The sequence below is a fragment of the Streptomyces sp. NPDC026206 genome (genome assembly GCF_040638465.1).
Classification (GTDB): domain Bacteria; phylum Actinomycetota; class Actinomycetes; order Streptomycetales; family Streptomycetaceae; genus Streptomyces.
Genome location: NZ_JBEZYL010000001.1, coordinates 439677 through 456317, shown reverse-complemented (window position 1 = coordinate 456317; position 16641 = coordinate 439677). Strand labels below are relative to the sequence as shown.

17 protein-coding genes are annotated in these 16641 nt (G+C 73.4%); 6 read left to right on the top strand and 11 right to left on the bottom strand.

The genetic code is table 11. The features are described 5' to 3' along the window. Window positions 1-150 precede the first annotated feature (150 nt). Entirely contained in the window at window positions 151-951 is an 801-nt protein-coding gene (locus AB0F13_RS02145) for an enoyl-CoA hydratase-related protein (RefSeq protein ID WP_362073649.1), read from the top strand. 28 nt (window positions 952-979) lie between these two features. On the opposite strand, the gene AB0F13_RS02140 is transcribed toward AB0F13_RS02145, so the two are convergent. Both AB0F13_RS02140 and AB0F13_RS02135 read right to left on the bottom strand, forming a co-directional pair. Then, window positions 980-1573 (bottom strand): DNA-3-methyladenine glycosylase I, encoded by a 594-nt coding sequence (locus AB0F13_RS02140; RefSeq protein WP_362073646.1) that lies wholly within the window; start codon window positions 1571-1573, stop codon window positions 980-982. Then, window positions 1570-2058: a cell division protein DivIVA gene (locus tag AB0F13_RS02135; protein ID WP_362073642.1), complete on the bottom strand. Its 489-nt coding sequence runs from the start codon at window positions 2056-2058 to the stop codon at window positions 1570-1572. Before AB0F13_RS02135 ends, AB0F13_RS02140 begins: the two co-directional genes overlap by 4 nt. Before the next feature lie 79 nt (window positions 2059-2137). Here AB0F13_RS02135 and folP point away from each other — a divergent pair, with 79 nt between their 5' ends. Beyond that, a complete protein-coding gene (gene folP, locus AB0F13_RS02130) occupies window positions 2138-2998 on the top strand; it encodes a dihydropteroate synthase (protein ID WP_362073639.1) in 861 nt (286 codons plus the stop codon). Between the two features lie 46 nt (window positions 2999-3044). Here folP and AB0F13_RS02125 read toward each other — a convergent pair whose 3' ends face one another. Together AB0F13_RS02125 and dapE are read right to left on the bottom strand one after the other, a co-directional pair. Continuing rightward, window positions 3045-3794 carry a TIGR00730 family Rossman fold protein gene (locus AB0F13_RS02125; protein ID WP_362073636.1) on the bottom strand — a complete coding sequence of 250 codons (750 nt, stop codon included), beginning with the start codon at window positions 3792-3794 and terminating at the stop codon, window positions 3045-3047. A 94-nt stretch (window positions 3795-3888) separates the two neighbouring features. Beyond that, window positions 3889-4968, bottom strand: coding sequence for a succinyl-diaminopimelate desuccinylase (gene dapE / locus AB0F13_RS02120; protein ID WP_362073633.1), 1080 nt, complete (start codon window positions 4966-4968; stop codon window positions 3889-3891). A 73-nt stretch (window positions 4969-5041) separates the two neighbouring features. On the opposite strand from dapE, the gene AB0F13_RS02115 reads away from it, so the two are divergent. Both AB0F13_RS02115 and AB0F13_RS02110 read left to right on the top strand, forming a co-directional pair. Continuing rightward, window positions 5042-6001, top strand: a complete 960-nt coding sequence (locus AB0F13_RS02115) for a hypothetical protein (protein ID WP_362073630.1) — start codon at window positions 5042-5044, stop codon at window positions 5999-6001. Window positions 6002-6289: 288 nt separating this feature from the next. After that, a complete protein-coding gene (locus tag AB0F13_RS02110; protein WP_362073627.1) occupies window positions 6290-6688 on the top strand; it encodes an ATP-binding protein in 399 nt (132 codons plus the stop codon). Window positions 6689-6767: 79 nt separating this feature from the next. On the opposite strand, the gene dapC is transcribed toward AB0F13_RS02110, so the two are convergent. Together dapC and fdxA are read right to left on the bottom strand one after the other, a co-directional pair. Continuing rightward, a complete protein-coding gene (gene dapC, locus AB0F13_RS02105) occupies window positions 6768-7865 on the bottom strand; it encodes a succinyldiaminopimelate transaminase (protein WP_362073624.1) in 1098 nt (365 codons plus the stop codon). A 111-nt stretch (window positions 7866-7976) separates the two neighbouring features. After that, the gene (gene fdxA / locus AB0F13_RS02100) at window positions 7977-8300 is read right to left on the bottom strand and encodes a ferredoxin (RefSeq protein ID WP_362073622.1); all 324 of its coding nucleotides are present in this window, start codon (window positions 8298-8300) and stop codon (window positions 7977-7979) included. A 114-nt stretch (window positions 8301-8414) separates the two neighbouring features. Here fdxA and AB0F13_RS02095 point away from each other — a divergent pair, with 114 nt between their 5' ends. Together AB0F13_RS02095 and AB0F13_RS02090 are read left to right on the top strand one after the other, a co-directional pair. After that, the gene (locus AB0F13_RS02095) at window positions 8415-9437 is read left to right on the top strand and encodes a GNAT family N-acetyltransferase (protein WP_362073619.1); all 1023 of its coding nucleotides are present in this window, start codon (window positions 8415-8417) and stop codon (window positions 9435-9437) included. 65 nt (window positions 9438-9502) lie between these two features. After that, on the top strand, window positions 9503-10342 hold the full coding sequence (locus AB0F13_RS02090) for a transglutaminase-like domain-containing protein (RefSeq protein ID WP_362073616.1): 840 nt from the start codon (window positions 9503-9505) through the stop codon (window positions 10340-10342). Window positions 10343-10355: 13 nt separating this feature from the next. Here AB0F13_RS02090 and AB0F13_RS02085 read toward each other — a convergent pair whose 3' ends face one another. The 5 genes from AB0F13_RS02085 to AB0F13_RS02065 form a co-directional block, all read right to left on the bottom strand. Then, on the bottom strand, window positions 10356-11009 hold the full coding sequence (locus tag AB0F13_RS02085) for a response regulator transcription factor (protein WP_362073613.1): 654 nt from the start codon (window positions 11007-11009) through the stop codon (window positions 10356-10358). 34 nt (window positions 11010-11043) lie between these two features. Next, on the bottom strand, window positions 11044-12240 hold the full coding sequence (locus AB0F13_RS02080) for a sensor histidine kinase (protein WP_362074461.1): 1197 nt from the start codon (window positions 12238-12240) through the stop codon (window positions 11044-11046). A 93-nt stretch (window positions 12241-12333) separates the two neighbouring features. After that, window positions 12334-13074, bottom strand: coding sequence for an ABC transporter permease (locus tag AB0F13_RS02075; RefSeq protein ID WP_362073610.1), 741 nt, complete (start codon window positions 13072-13074; stop codon window positions 12334-12336). Then, window positions 13071-14024 carry an ABC transporter ATP-binding protein gene (locus AB0F13_RS02070; RefSeq protein ID WP_362073607.1) on the bottom strand — a complete coding sequence of 318 codons (954 nt, stop codon included), beginning with the start codon at window positions 14022-14024 and terminating at the stop codon, window positions 13071-13073. Before AB0F13_RS02070 ends, AB0F13_RS02075 begins: the two co-directional genes overlap by 4 nt. Window positions 14025-14174: 150 nt before the next feature. Beyond that, the gene (locus AB0F13_RS02065; RefSeq protein ID WP_362073604.1) at window positions 14175-16640 is read right to left on the bottom strand and encodes a hypothetical protein; all 2466 of its coding nucleotides are present in this window, start codon (window positions 16638-16640) and stop codon (window positions 14175-14177) included. Between the last annotated feature and the right edge of the window lies 1 nt (window position 16641).

The following is a 16641-nucleotide window of genomic DNA, read 5'->3' as shown; positions in this document are numbered from 1 at the left end:
GCGTCGCCCTCAGGGACATAGCGGCACTCGATTGTTTGACGCAGGTCACATATCGGCCCCCGATGATCTCCGGCATGCTGAGCACGCTCACAGCTTGAACGGTATGGGGCCGACCCCATCCGCAGCCGACCGAGGGAGGGGCCGCACACCATGGCCGACACCGTGCTGTACGAGGTGACCGACGGGCTCGCGACGATCACGTTGAACCGTCCCGACGCCATGAACGCGCTGAACACGGAGCTCAAAGTCGCTCTCCGCGACGCCCTGGGCCGGGCCGGTGCCGACACGGCCGTACGGGCCGTGCTGCTCACGGCCACCGGGCGCGCCTTCTGCGTCGGGCAGGACCTGAAGGAGCACGTGACCTCCCTGGCCGCCGACCGCGAGAGCGGCACCCGGACGACCATGGACACCGTCAAGGATCACTACAACCCCATCGTCACCGCGATCACCCGGATGCCCAAGCCGGTCGTCGCCGGGATCAACGGCGTCGCGGCGGGCGCGGGTGCGGGCTTCGCCTTCGCCGCCGACTACCGGGTGGTCGCCGACGCAGCCACCTTCAACACCTCCTTCGCCGGGGTCGCCCTCACCGCCGACTCGGGCGTCTCCTGGACCCTGCCCCGCCTCATCGGCCGCAGCCGCGCCGCGGACCTGCTGCTCTTCCCGCGCAACGTCCCGGCCCAGGAGGCGTACGAGCTGGGCATCGCCAACAAGGTCGTACCGGCGGCGGAGCTGGCCGCCGAGGCACAGGCCGTGGCGCGCCGGCTGGCCGGGGGCCCGACCGCGGCCTACGCGGCGATCAAGGAGTCGCTGGAGTACGGGGCGGACCACTCGCTGGCCGAGTCACTGGCCAAGGAGGACGAGCTCCAGAGCCGGGCCGGTGCGTCCGAGGACCACGGCATCGCCGTCGCGGCCTTCCTGGACAAGGAGAAGCCGAGGTTCGTGGGCCGCTGAGCGGCTTCCCGAACCGGGGCTCCGCTCCTCAAGAAGCGGTTCCCCGCACGTGGCAGCCGGCGAGGTGGTCGTTCACCAGGCCGCAGGCCTGCATCAGGGCGTACGCCGTCGTCGGCCCCACGAAGCGGAAGCCCCGCTTCTTGAGGTCCTTGGCCAAGGCGGTGGACTCCGGCGTGATCGCCGGCACGTCGGCGAACGTCCGCGGCACCGGGCGGGGCTCCGGCGCGTACGACCAGACGAGCTCGTCGAGCTCCCCCGGCGCCAGCCGGGCCGCGGCCTGCGCGTTGGCCATGGCCGCCGCGATCTTCGCGCGGTTGCGGATGATGCCGGGGTCGGCCAGCAGCCGGTCCGCGTCGGCGTCCGTGAAGGCCGCGACCCCGGCGATGGAGAAGCCCGCGAAGGCGGTGCGGAAACCCTCGCGGCGGCGCAGGATCGTCAGCCAGGACAGCCCCGACTGGAAGGCCTCCAGGCATATCCGCTCGTAAATGGCGTCGTCGCCGTGGACCGGGCGGCCCCACTCGGTGTCGTGGTAGGCGCGGTAGTCCGCCCGGGACTCCGCCTCCAGGCCCCACGGGCAGCGCGGCAGCCCGTCCGGTCCGACGACCGCTCCCCCGCCGCTCATGACTTCTCCCCCTCGTCGCCCTCGGGCCTGCCGGCCGGCTCGTCCGCCTGCTGCCCGGGCCGCGCGTCCTCGTCCTCCACGGCGGCTCCCTCATGACCCGCCCGGTCCTCCCGGCCCTCCCCGTCGATGAGGCCCCGGTGGCCGCCCATGGCCGCGGCCTGGGCGCCGGCGAGCGCGGCCTCCAGCTCGGCGATCCGGGCGTCCCGCTCGGCCAGCTCTGCCCCGAGCCGGTCCAGGGCGTCGTCGGTGTCGGTCATGCGGTAGCCGCGCAGCACCATCGGCAGGCGCAGCGCCTCGACGTCGGCCCGGGCCACCGGCCGCCCGGCGGGCAGCGGCCAGGCCATGCGGTCCTGCGTGGGCTCGGGCAGGCCGCCGGTGGCGTCGCTGCCGCCCCCGGCGACGGCGAGCGTGACCGCGGCGACCACCACGACCAGCGCGATGAGCAAGAACCAGAACACGGCCGTCTCCCCGTCGTCCTTCATCATCCAAACCGTCCACCCCGATCGTGCCATGCCGCACTGACAGTTAAGGTCGCTGGCGGACCACGGAGAGGGAGTACGGAAGATGCTGCGGCTGGGACGACGCGAGTTCGACGCTCACGAGCCGGTGATCATGGCGATCGTGAACCGGACGCCCGACTCCTTCTACGACCAGGGGGCGACCTTCCACGACGAGCCGGCGCTGGCCCGGGTGGAGCAGGCGATCGCCGAGGGCGCCGCCATCATCGACATCGGCGGGGTCAAGGCGGGTCCCGGCGCGGAGGTGAGTGCCGAGGAGGAGGCCCGCCGCACGGTCGGCTTCGTGGCCGAGGTACGGCGGCGCCATCCCGACGTGGTCATCAGCGTCGACACCTGGCGGCACGAGGTCGGCGAGGCCGTCTGCGAAGCGGGCGCCGATGTGCTGAACGACGCGTGGGGCGGCGTGGATCCCCGACTGGCGGTGGTCGCGGCCCGTTACGGTGCGGGCCTGGTGTGCACGCACGCGGGCGGCGTGGAGCCGCGCACGCGCCCGCACCGGATCGCGTACGAGGATGTGATGGCCGACATCCTGCGCGTGACGGTGGGCCTGGCGGAGCGGGCGGTGGAGCTGGGGGTCCGCCGCGACGCCGTGATGATCGATCCGGGGCACGACTTCGGGAAGAACACCCGTCACTCGCTGGAGGCCACCCGCCGGCTGGGCGAGATGACGGAGACGGGCTGGCCCGTGCTCGTCTCGCTGTCCAACAAGGACTTCGTGGGCGAGACGCTCGACAAGCCGGTCAAGGAGCGGGTGCTGGGCACGCTCGCGACGACGGCCGTCTCGGCGTGGCTGGGCGCGCAGGTCTACCGGGTCCACGAGGTCGAGGAGACCCGGCAGGTACTGGACATGGTGGCGTCCATCGCGGGCCACCGCGCCCCTGCGGTGGCCCGGCGGGGACTCGCCTAGGCGCCGTGTCCAAGGGTGCCGGACGGGCTCGTCCCGGCGGCGGACGTCACGTACCCGCTTCCTTCGTGACGACCCCGATCGCCTCTTCCACGTCGTCCGTGACATGGAAGAGCTGCAGGTCCGCCGGGCCCGCCTTGCCCTCGGCGACGAGTGTGTCCTTGAGCCAGTCGAGCAGGCCCTGCCAGTAGTCGGTCCCGAACAGGACGATGGGGAAGCGGGTGACCTTCTTCGTCTGGACGAGCGTGAGCGCCTCGAACAGCTCGTCCAGCGTGCCGAGTCCGCCCGGGAGCACGACGAACCCGCTCGCGTACTTCACGAACATCGTCTTGCGGACGAAGAAGTACCGGAAGTCGACCCCGAGGTTCACATAGCGGTTGATCCCCTGCTCGAAGGGCAGTTCGATGCCGAGGCCGACGGACACGCCGCCTGCCTCCATGGCGCCCCTGTTGGCCGCCTCCATCGCGCCGGGGCCGCCGCCGGTGATGACCGCGAAGCCCGCCTCGACCAGGCCGCGCCCGATGGCCACCCCGGACTCGTACTCCGGCGTGCCCGGCCTCGTACGGGCCGAGCCGAACACGCTGATCGCCGGTGGCAGTTCGGCGAGCGCTCCGAAGCCCTCGACGAACTCGGACTGGATGCGCAGGACCCGGAACGGGTCCTCGTGGACCCAGTCGGCCGTTCCTCTGGTGTCGAGCAGGTGCTGGTCGGTGGTGCCCGCCAGCATCTGGCCGAGCCGGCGCACGACCGGTCCCCGGCGCTGCTCCCCTCGCGTGCGCGACGCCTCGGGATTGCCCATACCGTGCTCCCTCCGCTGCGGTTCGTCGAAAACCGCAGATCGTCGGATTCGTTGCGCCTCAGCGTAGGACGGAACCGCCCCGGCCACCGGACTCTCAGCCGGTGAGCCAGGCGCGCAGCCGCTCCTCGCAGTGCGTGATCTTCGCGGTCGCCACGTGCTCGTCCCGCTTGTGCGCGTACAGCGGGTCGCCGGGACCGTAGTTGACGGCAGGCACGCCCAGCGCGCTGAAGCGCGAGACGTCCGTCCAGCCGAACTTGGGCTGCGCCGTGCCGCCCACGGCCTTCATGAAGGCCGCGGCGGCCGGGTGCGAGAGCCCCGGCCGGGCGCCGCCGCTGTGGTCGTCGACCACGAACTCCGCGACGCCGCACCCGTCGAAGACCTCGCGGACGTGCGCGAGCGCCTCCTCCTCGGTGCGGTCGGGGGCGTAGCGGAAGTTCACCGTCACGGTGCACTCGTCGGGGATGACGTTGTTCGCGACGCCGCCGGAGATCCGTACGGCGTTGAGGCCCTCGCGGTACTCGAGTCCGTCGACGACCCGGCGGCGCGGCTCGTACGCGGCGAGGCGGGCGAGGATCGGGGCGGCGGCGTGGACGGCGTTGGACCCCATCCAGCCGCGCGCGGAGTGGGCCCGCTCCCCCTGGGTGCGCAGCAGCACCCGCAGGGTGCCCTGGCAGCCGCCCTCGACCTGGGCGTCGGAGGGCTCCAGCAGGATCGCGAAGTCGCCCTGCAGCCACTCCGGGTGAGCCGCGGCGATGTGTCCGAGGCCGTTGAGGTGCGCGGCGACCTCCTCGTTGTCGTAGAAGACGAACGTCAGGTCGCGGTTGGGCTCGGGGACGGTCGCGGCGATGCGCAGCTGCACGGCGACGCCGGACTTCATGTCGCTGGCGCCGCAGCCCCACAGCACGCCGTCCTCGTCGAGCCGGGAGGGCACGTTGTCCGCGATGGGCACCGTGTCGATGTGGCCGGCCAGGATGATCCGCTCGGGGCGTCCGAGGTCCGTGCGCGCCACGACGTTGTTGCCGTGCCGGTCGACGGTCAGGTGCGGCAGGGCGCGCAGCTCCCGCTCGATGGCATCGGCGAGGGCCTTCTCGTCACCGCTCTCGGAGCGGAAGTCGAGGAGCCGGGCGGTGAGGGCGGCTGCGTCGAGGGACAGGTCCAGTGCGGCGTGATCCATGCCGCGAGCCTAACGCGACCGCCGGTGAGGTCCAGCGCCGCCGGTGGGCACTCCCTCAAGTAACGTGAGCCGCATGTCCCGCATCACCGTCACCCGCCGTGGCCGACTGCTGCGTACCGTGGCCGCCTGCGCCGTGCTGCTGGCGCTGATCGGGTACGGGATCGCTCAGCTGGTGACGGGCGGCCCGGGGGCGCCGCGCTGCACGGTGCGGGCGAACGGGCAGTCGTATTCCCTCTCTCCCGAGCAGGCCGTGAACGCGGCGACGATCTCGGCCGTGGGGTCGGCGCGCGGGCTGCCGGAGCGGGCGGTGACGATCGCCCTGGCCACGGCGATGCAGGAGTCGGGGCTGCGCAACATCCACCACGGAGACCGGGATTCGCTGGGGCTGTTCCAGCAGCGGCCGACCCAGGGCTGGGGCACGGCCGGGCAGATCACGGACCCGGTCTACGCGGCGGGGAAGTTCTACGACCACCTGGTGCAGGTGCCGGGCTACTCCCGGCTGCCGCTGACGGTGGCGGCGCAGAAGGTGCAACGCAGCGGCTTCCCGCAGGCGTACGCCAAGCACGAGCCGGACGCCTCGCTGCTGTCGTCGGCGCTCACCGGCCGCGCGGAGGGCGCGTTCAGCTGCACCAGGAGCCCGGGCGACGGCAAGCCCGGCGACGCGTCGGCGGTGCGGGCCAGGCTGACGCGCGACTTCGGCCCCGGCGTGCTGCCGGTGGTGACCGGTGGACCGGCCGGGGACGGCAGGACCGGCGGCTCCGGCGGTTCGGGGGCCTCCGGCGGTCCGGGGGCCTCCCGCACGCTGACGGTGCCGGTGCAGCCCGCCGCGGCGTCGGCGCAGGACATGCCGGGGCGGCGCGGCTGGGAGCTGGCGTCCTGGGCGGTGGCGCACGCGGCGGAACTGCGCGTGGAGCGCGTTTCCTTCGGCGACCGGGTGTGGACGGCGGAGAATTCCGCGGACGGCTGGCGGAAATCGGGGAGCGGGGCGGCCGGGGACAGCCCGGCGGCGGTAAGAATCACGACCGCTCAGTAGTGCGAGAGGCCCCTCCACGGGGGTACCTGCCGCATACGGGAGTTGCCGCCTTCACCGGCATCCGCACGCGTTCCCGAACACCCCTGGCGACCTTGTGACTAAAGGCTTTTAAGCCTTCGGCATTGATGGACAACCTGCCCGGTTTGCCGGGGTTTCAACAGAGCTGATAATGCGACGCATTACTTACTCTTTACCTTGGTTCACCGCAACCTTCGCCGGGCTCACGCGGTAGTCACAGCGTCCGCTCGCCGGACAGCAACCGAACTCCCACTCCGTCAAAGGAGCAACATGTCCCTCCCCCTCACGCGTCGCATCGCCCGGGCCGCCCTGCTCGTCGCGGCGGCCGCCCCCCTCGTCGGCGCCGCGGCCGGCGCCGCGAGCGCCGCCGAGCCGGTCAAGGCCCCCGACCTCGGCGGCCTGAGCGCGGTGGACAGCGCGAGCCTGGGCCCCAGCGTCGACGCGGCCACCCAGCAGGCCGGGAGCACGACGACCGGCGTCGGCGACAAGGCCGTCGGTACCACCACGAGCACCGTGGGCAAGGCCAGCAAGGAGCAGGTCCCGGCCGCGCAGAAGGCCGTCGGCCAGGTGGCGGGCGCCGGCCAGGCGCTGGGCAACACCACGCAGGGCCTCACCAAGGGCGGCCTGCCCACCCAGGCGCTGTCGGCCAAGGGCCTGCCCCTCGGCTGAGCCACGCCATGGAGCACGCGCAGGGGGCCCGGGACGTGTCGTCCCGGGCCCCCTGTGCGTGTACGCACGGGCGTAGGAGCTACTCGGCCAGACGCCGGACCGCGGCCTCGACGCGCTCGTCCGTGGCGGTGAAGGCGACCCGGACGAAACGCCCGCCCGCGGTGCCGTAGAAATCGCCCGGTGCGACGAGGATGCCGCGCTTGGACAGCTCGCCGACCGTGTCCCAGCACGGTTCGTCACGCGTTGCCCACAGGTACAGCGAAGCCTCGCTGTGCTCGATCCGGAAGCCCGCGCCCTCGAAGGCGGTACGCAGCGCGCTCCGGCGGGCGGCGTAGCGGGCCCGCTGCTCGGTGACGTGCGCCGTGTCGCCCAGGGCCGCGACGGTGGCGGCCTGAACAGGGGCGGAGACCATCATTCCGCCATGCTTGCGGATCTGCAGCAGCTCGCCGAGTACGGCCGGGTCACCGGCGATGAAGGCGGCACGGTAGCCGGCCAGGTTCGAGCGCTTGGAGAGGGAGTGCACGGCGACGATGCCCTCGTAGGAGCCGCCGCACACATCCGGGTGCAGCACCGAGACCGGCTCGGCCTCCCAGCCCAGCTCCAGGTAGCACTCGTCGCTGAAGAGCAGCACGCCGTGCTCGCGCGCCCAGGCGACCGCGCGGCGCAGCTCCTCCTTGGACAGCACCCGGCCGGTCGGGTTGGACGGCGAGTTCAGCCAGAGCAGCTTGAGGCCGGCGGGGTCCAGCTCCGTCGGGTCGTCGTAGACGACCGGCTCCGCGCCCGCGAGCCGCGCGCCCACCTCGTACGTCGGGTAGGCCAGCCGGGGGTAGGCGACCTTGTCGCCGGCGCCCAGGCCCAGCTGGGTCGGCAGCCAGGCCACCAGTTCCTTGGAGCCGACGACCGGCAGCACGTGGGTGTGGTCCAGCCCCCGGGCGCCCAGGCGGCGCTCGGCCCAGCCCGTCAGCGCGTCCCGCAGCGCGGCCGTGCCCCATACCGTGGGATAGCCCGGGCTGTCGGCGGCACCGGCCAGGGCCCGCTGGATCAGGGCCGGCACCGGGTCCACGGGGGTGCCCACCGAGAGGTCGACGATGCCGTCGGGGTGGGCCGCCGCGGTGGCCTTGTAGGGCTCGAGGCGGTCCCAGGGGAAGACGGGGAGGCGGGAAGAGACTGCGCTCACGGTGTTCGCTGCTCGCTCTCTTGCTTCGTGCGGGTGCGTTGGGGGGTGCGTGGGGGCAAGAACGCCGCGGCCCCGTACGGCGTAGGCCGTACGGGGCCGCGGCAGCGCTGCTCAGCCGTTGGGGTTCTGCGGCAGCGCGGCGATGAAGGGGTGGTCCCGCTCGATCAGGCCGAGCTTGGAGGCTCCACCGGGCGAACCGAGCTCGTCGAAGAACTCGACGTTCGCCTTGTAGTAGTCCTTCCACTCTTCCGGAGTGTCGTCCTCGTAGAAGATCGCCTCGACCGGGCAGACCGGCTCACAGGCACCACAGTCAACGCATTCGTCCGGGTGGATGTACAAGGACCGGGAGCCCTCGTAGATGCAGTCGACGGGGCACTCCTCGATGCACGCCTTGTCCTTCACGTCGACACAAGGCTGCGCGATGACGTAGGTCACGCTGTCGTTCCTCCTCGGTAGGGCTCATCTCGCGCGGGAGCGCGGCGTCGTCGATGCCCACACCTAGTATCTCCCTCCCCGGGCACATGACGAACAAGAGGGGCGGGCAGAGCTGTGGAATTCACCACGGGCGGAGGGCCGGCAGTACGGATCACCGCGGCAGATGTGGGAAAAAGGGTCTCCTTGCGGCGCCTGAACGACTCCGGGAGTTCGCCGGAGCGTTTCACCGACACCGTCGGTGTCCTCACTTCCTGGACGGGCGGTGTGCTGCGGATCACACGCCGGAACGGTGAAACGGTCGATGTCACGGAGACCTCTCTGGTGGCCGGCAAGGTCGTCCCGGCAGCCCCGGCCCGGCGGCGCGGTCCCGTGGCGAGCCGCCGCGAACTGCAGGAGGTCGCGGCCCGCGGCTGGCCCGCCCGCGAGACGGAGCGGCTGGGCGGCTGGACGCTGCGTGCGGCGGGCGGTTTCACCGCCCGCGCCAACTCGGCCCTCCCCCTGGGCGATTGCGGGATGCCGCTGCCGGCGGCGCTGGACCGGGTGACCGCCTGGTACGCCGAGCGCGGGCTGCCCGCGCTGGTGCAGGTCACCACGGAGGACCCGGCGGCGGACGAGCGGCTCGACGCGGAGCTCGCGGAGCGCGGCTGGACGGCCGAGCGCCACGCCCTGATGCGGACGGCCGCGCTGGCCCCGGTCGCCGACCGGGAGGTGGACGCGGCGCGGGTGGTGCTGTCCCGGGAGCCGGACGAGGCGTGGCTGGCGGCATACGGGCGTACCGGCGCCGGCCGGGACGACGCGGTGGCCGTGCTGGCCGCGGGCCCGTCGGTCTGGTTCGCGGCCGTGGCGGAGGAGGACGGGCCGGGAGAGGAGCCGGAGGGCCGGCCGGCGGCCATAGCGCGGTGCGTGATCGACGGCCGGTGGGCGGGCTTCGCCGCGCTGGACGTGAGCCCGGACCGGCGGCGGCAGGGGCTGGGCACGCTGGTGATGGCCCGGCTGGCCCAGGAAGCGCTGCGCGAGGGCGCCTCGGCGGCATACCTGCAGGTGGAGACGGGCAACGGCGCGGCGGCCGCGCTCTACGACGAGCTCGGCTTCACCACGCACCACGCCTACCACTACCGCCGTGAGCCGCTGCGGTAGCCGCGGGGTCGCACCATGGACAGTGGCGGTGGCTGCGCCACCGCCTCGAGGGGTACGAGGCACGCATGTACGACGACACCACTGACCGACGGCGGCGGTTCGCGGAGACGGCCCGGGACGACCGGCCCGACCTGGCGCTGCTGTGTCTGCTGGTCTCTGCCGAGGCAGGGGCGGGGTTGGGCGAGGAGGCGATCGACGCCGCGCAGATGGAGCTGGACCGGCTGGCCGGGCTGCTGCCGGCGCTGGGCCGGGGGGCGGAGCCGCGGCGCTGGGCGGAGGCCCTCGCGGAGCTCCTCGGCGAGCGCTGCGGGTTCCACGGCTCACCGGCGGACTACCGGCGGCTGGAGTCCTCGCTGCTGGACGAGGTGCTCAAGCGGCGGCGCGGGCTGCCGATCCTGTTGTCCGTGGTCTGGATGGAGGTGGCCCGCCGGGCGGGGGCGCCCGTGTACGGGGTGGCACTGCCCGGGCACTTCGTCGTGGGCTTCGGCGACCCGTTCGGGCGCCATGTGCTGGCCGACCCCTTCGACGGGGGCCGGCCCCTGTCCGAGGAGGACGCGGGCCTGCTGGTCGCGGGCGCGACCGGTGCTCCGCTGGCGCCGTCGATGTTCTCCCCGGCCGAGCCGCTGGAGATCGTGCTGCGCGTCCTGAACAACATCCGCGCCTGGGCCGCCGCCCGGCCCGAGCGCAGCGACGTCCAGCTGTGGGCGGTGGAGCTCTCGCTGCTGCTGCCCGCCCACCCGGCCCGCCTGCGCTACGAGCGCGCCGAGCTCCTGGTGGAGCGCGGCGACTTCGCCCGCGGCGCGCGGGAGCTGGAGGAGTACGCGGAGGTGATCGCCCCGCTGGAGCCGACGGCGGCGGAATCCGTGCGCCACCAGGCGCTCGCCGCCCGGGCCATGCTGAACTGAGCGGGCCCGGCCCTCAGAGCCAGCCCTTGTCGCGGGCGATGCGGACCGCCTCGGTGCGGTTGCGGGCGCCCGCCTTCTGGATGGCCGTGGAGAGGTAGTTGCGGACCGTGCCGTGCGAGAGGTGGAGGGCCGCGGCCAGTTCGGCGTTGGTCGAGCCGTCGGCGGAGGCGGTCAGGACGGCGCGCTCGCGGTCGGTGAGGGGGTTCGCCCCCTCCGCGAGCGCGGCCGCGGCGAGCGTCGGGTCGATGACGCGCTCGCCGCGCAGCACACGGCGCAGCGCCTCAGCCAGGCGCGCGGCGGGGGCATCCTTGACCAGGAAGGCGTCCGCGCCCGACTCCATGGCCCGGCGCAGATAGCCCGGCCGCCCGAAGGTCGTCAGGATGACGATCTTGAGCTGCGGCAGCTCGCGGCGCAGCAGCGCCGCCGCGTCGAGCCCGGTCATCCCGGGCATCTCGATGTCCAGCAGCGCCACATCGACCGGTGTCCGGCGGGCGGCGTCCACGACCTCGTCTCCCCGGGCCACCTGGACGACGACCTCGATGTCCCCCTCCAGGCCCAGGAGCGCGGCCAGTGCTTCGCGGACCATCGACTGGTCCTCGGCGAGGAGGACCCGGATGGCCGGGCGGTCGTGGGCGTCATGGGGCGTCGCGGGCCGGTCTGCAGTCACAGCGACAGCGTAGGCGGCGCCGGCGCCGCGCAGCTCACGTCTGCCGCTGGACCACCGTGACCGGTGCCGCCACCGGTCGCGACAGCGGCACGTACGCCCGCAGCCGGAAGCCGCCGCGCGGGCCCGCCCCGGTCTCCAGCCGGCCGTCGGCCAGGGCCAGCCGCTCGGCGAGACCGGTCAGTCCGTTGCCGGGCGAACCGCCCGGGCCGCTGCCGGTGTCGGTGACGGTCAGGCACATCTCGTGCCCCGACTCCGCGAGCGTTACCTCGCAGCGGCGCGCCCCGCTGTGCCGCACCACGTTGGTCACCGCCTCCCGCAGCGCCCACGCCAGCGCGCCCTCCTCGTCGGGCGGCAGGTCGGCATGGCTTCCGGTGGTGGCCCCGGAGAGGTCGAGGGCGATGCCGGCGGCGTCCAGGGCGGTACGGGCCCCGGCGAGTTCGGCCTCCAGCGTGGGGCGGCGGAAGCCGCTCACCGCCTCCCGGACGTCCACCAGGGCCTGGCGGCTGACCTGTTCGATGTCGGCGACCTGGCGGGCCGCGTCCTCGGGCTTGTCCGGCAGCATCCGCCCGGCCAGCTCGCTCTTGAGCGTGATCAGCGAGAGCGAGTGGCCGAGCAGATCGTGCAGGTCACGGGCGAGCCGCAACCTTTCCTCGTTGGCGGCGAGGTGAGCCACCGTCGCCCGTGCCTCACGCAGCGCACGGGTCGTCAGGGCCATCTGCCGCACCCCCATCATCGCGAAGCCGCCGAGCAGCGCCGGGATGATGAGGGCCGCCAGGAACTCCGCCGCCGAGCCCCGCAGGTTCGCACCGATGGCCACCAGTACCCCCGTAACCAGTGGAATCACGATGCGTGCGAGCTTGGTGGGCAGGACCGCGCCGGAGGCGATGCTCACGAAGACGAAGAGCACCAGCCAGGCGGCCCCGAGCGTCAGCGACAGCACGACGGCGAGCGCCATGAGGACACCGAGCCAGGCGAGCACCCGGTCCCGCTCCAGCGACCGGGACGTGTGCCGGAAGACCAGGACGAGGTAGGAGGTCACGAAGGCGGTCAGGCCCGCCCCGCCGAGGATGTCGGCGACGGTGGTGTGGTGGTCGCCGAGGACGTCCTCCGCCGGGGCCGCCAGGTAGGCGAACCAGATGGAGGTCCACATCAGCTTGATCACTACCTGGCGGCGGCCCACGGGACGGCCCCCGATGCCGCTGAAGTGCGACGGGTCGTCCTCGATCTCCATGGCGGCGCGCCATGGATTCCAGCGCCGCTCACGTCCGGCCATCGCCCGTCTCCAGTCTTCCGCGTCTCTTCGTCACCGCCCCGCACGGCCGTCTCAGGCCTTGCGGGTGTCCTTGCGGTACAGCCACGCTGCCCCGCCGGCGAACAGCACAAGATAGGCGACCAGCAGCGACACGTCCTTCAGGTGGGGCGCGTCGCCCACCTCGATGGCCTGGCCGAGCGCGGCGTAGGCGTGGGTGGGGGTCCAGGCGGCGATGTCCTGCAGCCACTGCGGGAAGGTCGTCGTCGGCATCCACAGGCCGCCCAGGATGGCCAGGGCGAAGTAGATGATGAACGTGATGGGCCGTACGGCGTCGCCCGTGGCGAGATAGCCGATGGCCACGCCGAGCGCGGCGAAGACGATGCTGCCGGCCCAGATCGAGCCCGTGAGCGCGCCCCACTGCCAGGCGTCGAGGCGGACGTGCTTCACGCCGGCGGCGACGGCGAAGACGGCGAGGATCGAGGGGAGGGAGACGACGGCGGCGGAGGCGACCTTGGCCGTCACGTAGCCGCGGCCCGGCAGGGCGGTGAGGCGCAGCTGGCGCACCCAGCCCTTCTCGCGCTCCTTGGCTATCTTCTCGCTGTTGCCGACGAGGACGGCGGTGATGGCGCCGAAGGAGGCCATGGAGACCATCATCAGCAGCGGCAGCGTCAGCTTCGTGCCCTTGACCAGCTCGTCCTCGCTCGCGCCACCCGCGATCAGCACGTAGAGCACCACGGGGTAGAGCACGGAGAAGAACACGAACTTCTTGTTGCGCAGGGTGCGCGTGATCTCGAGCTTGACCAGAGTCTTCATCGGGCCGCCTCCTCGGCGGTCGCTGCGTCGTTGATGGCGAGGAATGCCTGCTCCAGGCCGAGGCCCGCGACCTCGAGGTTGCGCGGGTAGAGGCCGAGCCCGTAGACGGCGTGGACGGTCGCGTCGGCGTCCTGGGACTGGATGCGGACCGTGCGGCCGGACATCTCCAGCGAGGAGAGGAACGGCAGCTCCCGCAGCGCGGCCTCGCCGATCGGCTGGTCGAGGTCGAAGACGATCCGGCGGCCGCCGGCCCTCGCCTTGATCTCGGCGGCCGAGCCGTCGGCCAGGACGCGGCCCTGGCGCAGCACGATCACCCGGTCGGCGATCGCGTCGGCCTCTTCGAGGTAGTGAGTGGCGAACAGGACCGTACGTCCCTGGCGGGTCTGCTCGCGCATCACGCCCCAGAACGCCTGCCGCGCCGAGACGTCCATGCCGGTGGTCGGCTCGTCCAGGACGATGAGGTCGTTGGCGCCGGCCGTCGCGAGGGCGAAGCGCACCCGCTGCTCCTGGCCGCCGGAGAGCTTGTTGACCATGCGGTCGGCGATGTCGGTGAGATCCGCGGCCGCCAGCACCTGCTCGATCGGGAACGCCCGGGGGTGCAGGTCGCAGGCGACCTTCACCAGTTCACGGACCTTCACATCCTCCATCAGGCCGCCGGACTGCAGCATCGCGCCGACCCTGCCCCGTGCGATGGCCTGGCCCGGGGTCATGCCGAAGACCTCGACGCGGCCGGCGTCGGGGTTGCGCAGCCCCAGCAGCAGGTCGAGGGCCGAGGACTTGCCCGCTCCGTTCGGGCCGAGAAGGGCGACGGTCTCGCCCGGGTGGAGGGTGAGGTCCAGATCTGCCACGGCCCGCACGGTGCCGTAGTTCTTGCTGACGTTCTCGAAGCTGACCACGGGTGCGCCGGTGCGACGCCCGTCCCCCGTGAACGCGGTTGCAGTGGTGGTCATGGGGAAAATCATCGCGGGCCGGCGCGGCGCGGGGCAGTGTCAGCCGTCGTGAACAGGTGATGACAGATGTCATGGGTGCCCTGACATGGGTGAGCCCCCGTGCCGGGTGCGGCACGGGGGCTCACCCGCTGTCGTTCGGCTCGGCTCGGCTCAGCTCAGCGGAATCGTGCCGATCCGCTCGGCGGGTGCCTTGCCGCGCAGCGCCTTGCCGAGGGCGCCCGCGACATCCGTCGGCTGGACGGGCGTCTTGCTGCCGTTGCCGCGGGCGATGAGGACGCCGTTGAAGGCGTTCCCGTACAGCTCCTTGAGCGCTTCCAGGTCGTAGCTCTCGACGAGCTTGCCGTTGACCTCCTTGACGGAGAGGATCTTCGGCAGCGAGCGGTCCGGACCGAACTGGATCTTGTGCGCCGGGTCGGTCTGGATGGTCACCAGGCCGGACATCGCGGGCGCCCCGAAGTCCTTCATCATCCGGTCGACCTCGGCGTTGGCCACCTTCGGCTGCTGGCCGGACGTCGCCAGCACGATGGGCTTGTCCTGGCCGGTGGCCGCGCGGTCGCGGAAGGCCTTGGAGACCGCCTCGACCGAGGCGTCCACGTCCACGCCCTGGTACGGCTGTCCGTAGACGGGCACGGCCTTGCCGGGCTCGAACTTGATCGTGCCCTCCTTGGCCGTTCCGGTCTCGCCGGCCAGCGTCTTGAGCGCGGCGGCGATCTTCTCCTCGTCGGCGATCACGGTGGGCTCGGCCGTACGGCTGCCGCCGATGAGCGAGCTGAGGACGGTGACGGGGTTGTAGTCCCGTCCGGCGGCAGCGCGCACGGTGGCCTGGGTGTCGATCGACAGCCCCGCCACGGACGGCTTGAGGTCGGCCGACTTGCCGCCGATGGAGACCTTCAGCGGGGCGCCGGTGCGCTTGCCGAGCGCGGAGTCGAGCGTCTGTACGGCCTGGTCCTTGGACTTGCCGCCGATGTCGATGCCGAGCACGGTGGTGCCGTTCGGCACGTCGGCGTGGTCGAGCAGCAGCCCGGCGCCGTACGCGAGACCGACCAGCGCGACGAGCCCGCCGCCCAGGAGTACGAGCTTGGAGCGGCCCTTCTTCTTGGGCGCGCGCTTCGCCGCGCTCTTGGGGGCGCTCTTCGCCGGGGGCTTGGGGACGGCCGGCGCGGGCTGACCGGCGGCCGCGGCCGGCTTGGGCTTCGGCACGGGCACGCGGGGCGCGCCGCTGTCCACGGGGCCCTTCGTGCCCTGCCCCGCTGCCGGGGACACCGGCGGTACGCCGCTGACCAGCGTCTCGCCGGGCTGGTTGCCGACGGGAGCGGGTGCCTTCGGGCCGCGCTTCTTCTTGCCCTTGGCCGGTGCCTGGCCCTGCGCCGCCGGGTTGCCGGAGCCCGGCTGGGGGGTGCCGACGGCCGGGAAGCCTTCGAGCGGGGTGTCCGTACGCCCGGTCGCGTAGGCGGCGCCACCGGCGGGGACGCCGCCGATGGTGGCCCCGACGGTGGGCGCGGGGAACTGCTGCGTGGTCGAGGGTGCCTGAGCCCCCGGTGCGGCACCGGGGACGGCCTGGCCGCCCGGCCAGGGCGGGGTGTCGGACTGACCCGGCGTGGCGCCGGCGGCCTGCCTGCCGCCCGGCCACGGTGCGGCACCGGTGGTGGAGGCGCCGCCGGGCCAGTCGTCGGCACTCGCGGCCGGGGAACCGCCCGGCCAGGGAGCCGCGCCGTTCGCGGCGCCGCCGCCGGGGGCGGAGGCCTGCGGGACGGCACCCGTCGTCGAGGGGTCGCCCGGCCAGGGGTTCGTGCCCCTGCTCTGCGCGTCGCCCGGCCACGGCGCGCCGCCGCCCGCGCCGGGGACACCCGGCGCCGGGTGCTGCATGGCACCGGCCGGGGAACCGTTCGGCCAGGGCGTCGCGGCCGTGGTGGACGGGTCGCCGCCCGGCCAGGGGGGCGTGCCGTCGGCGGCGGCGCCACCGGACGCGGGGACCTGCGGGACGGCACCCGTCGTCGAGGCGTCGCCCGGCCAGGGGTTGGCGGCCGCGCCCGCCGAAGCGCCCCGCACCGGCGGCCGCTGGTCGGGGGCCGGGTCCGCGGCGCCGCGGCGCGGCAGCGGCGGCTGCTTGCCGCGGGCCGCCGCCGGAGCGGACTTGGGCTGACGGCGCGCCGGTGCGGGCGGTGCGGCCGGGCCCGACTTGCGCGGCGCGAACCAGTCGCTGGCCTTCTCCGGGCGGTCGGGGTCGGCCGACGGCGCGGCGCCGGCCGACCCCGCCGGGGCGGCGGACGTCCGGTCGGACTTGGGCCGCGTCGGAAGGCTCTCCCTGCGCTCCGCGGCGTCACGGCCCGCGGCGGGCGCAGGGGCCGCGTCGGCGGCCGGCGCCTCGTCACCGACGGGCGTCCGCAGGACGACCGGTGGGATCGGCCGCGAGCCCGGGATGTTGATGCGGATCCGCGTCGTCATCGTGGTCTCGGTCTTGGGCTCACCCGGCTTGGCGGGCGGCGCCGCGGAAGCGGCGGCTCCGGTGGCCGGTTCCTCGCCGGAGGGGGTTCCGTACGGCGGGGTGCCCGAAGGGTAGGCGGCACCGCCGCGACCCTGGGGCCCGGAGGACGAACTGTCAGATGCACGGCTCAAA

Coding starts and splice junctions, on each gene's coding strand:
- AB0F13_RS02090 (WP_362073616.1), top strand. CDS start 9,503: ATGTACGACGACACCACTGACCGACGGCGGCGGTTCGCGGAGACGGCC.
- folP (WP_362073639.1), top strand. CDS start 2,138: ATGCTGCGGCTGGGACGACGCGAGTTCGACGCTCACGAGCCGGTGATC.
- AB0F13_RS02125 (WP_362073636.1), bottom strand. CDS start 3,794: ATGGGCAATCCCGAGGCGTCGCGCACGCGAGGGGAGCAGCGCCGGGGA.
- AB0F13_RS02145 (WP_362073649.1), top strand. CDS start 151: ATGGCCGACACCGTGCTGTACGAGGTGACCGACGGGCTCGCGACGATC.
- AB0F13_RS02080 (WP_362074461.1), bottom strand. CDS start 12,240: ATGGAGATCGAGGACGACCCGTCGCACTTCAGCGGCATCGGGGGCCGT.
- dapE (WP_362073633.1), bottom strand. CDS start 4,968: ATGGATCACGCCGCACTGGACCTGTCCCTCGACGCAGCCGCCCTCACC.
- AB0F13_RS02140 (WP_362073646.1), bottom strand. CDS start 1,573: ATGAGCGGCGGGGGAGCGGTCGTCGGACCGGACGGGCTGCCGCGCTGC.
- AB0F13_RS02135 (WP_362073642.1), bottom strand. CDS start 2,058: ATGATGAAGGACGACGGGGAGACGGCCGTGTTCTGGTTCTTGCTCATC.
- AB0F13_RS02075 (WP_362073610.1), bottom strand. CDS start 13,074: ATGAAGACTCTGGTCAAGCTCGAGATCACGCGCACCCTGCGCAACAAG.
- AB0F13_RS02110 (WP_362073627.1), top strand. CDS start 6,290: ATGTCCCTCCCCCTCACGCGTCGCATCGCCCGGGCCGCCCTGCTCGTC.
- AB0F13_RS02115 (WP_362073630.1), top strand. CDS start 5,042: ATGTCCCGCATCACCGTCACCCGCCGTGGCCGACTGCTGCGTACCGTG.
- AB0F13_RS02070 (WP_362073607.1), bottom strand. CDS start 14,024: ATGACCACCACTGCAACCGCGTTCACGGGGGACGGGCGTCGCACCGGC.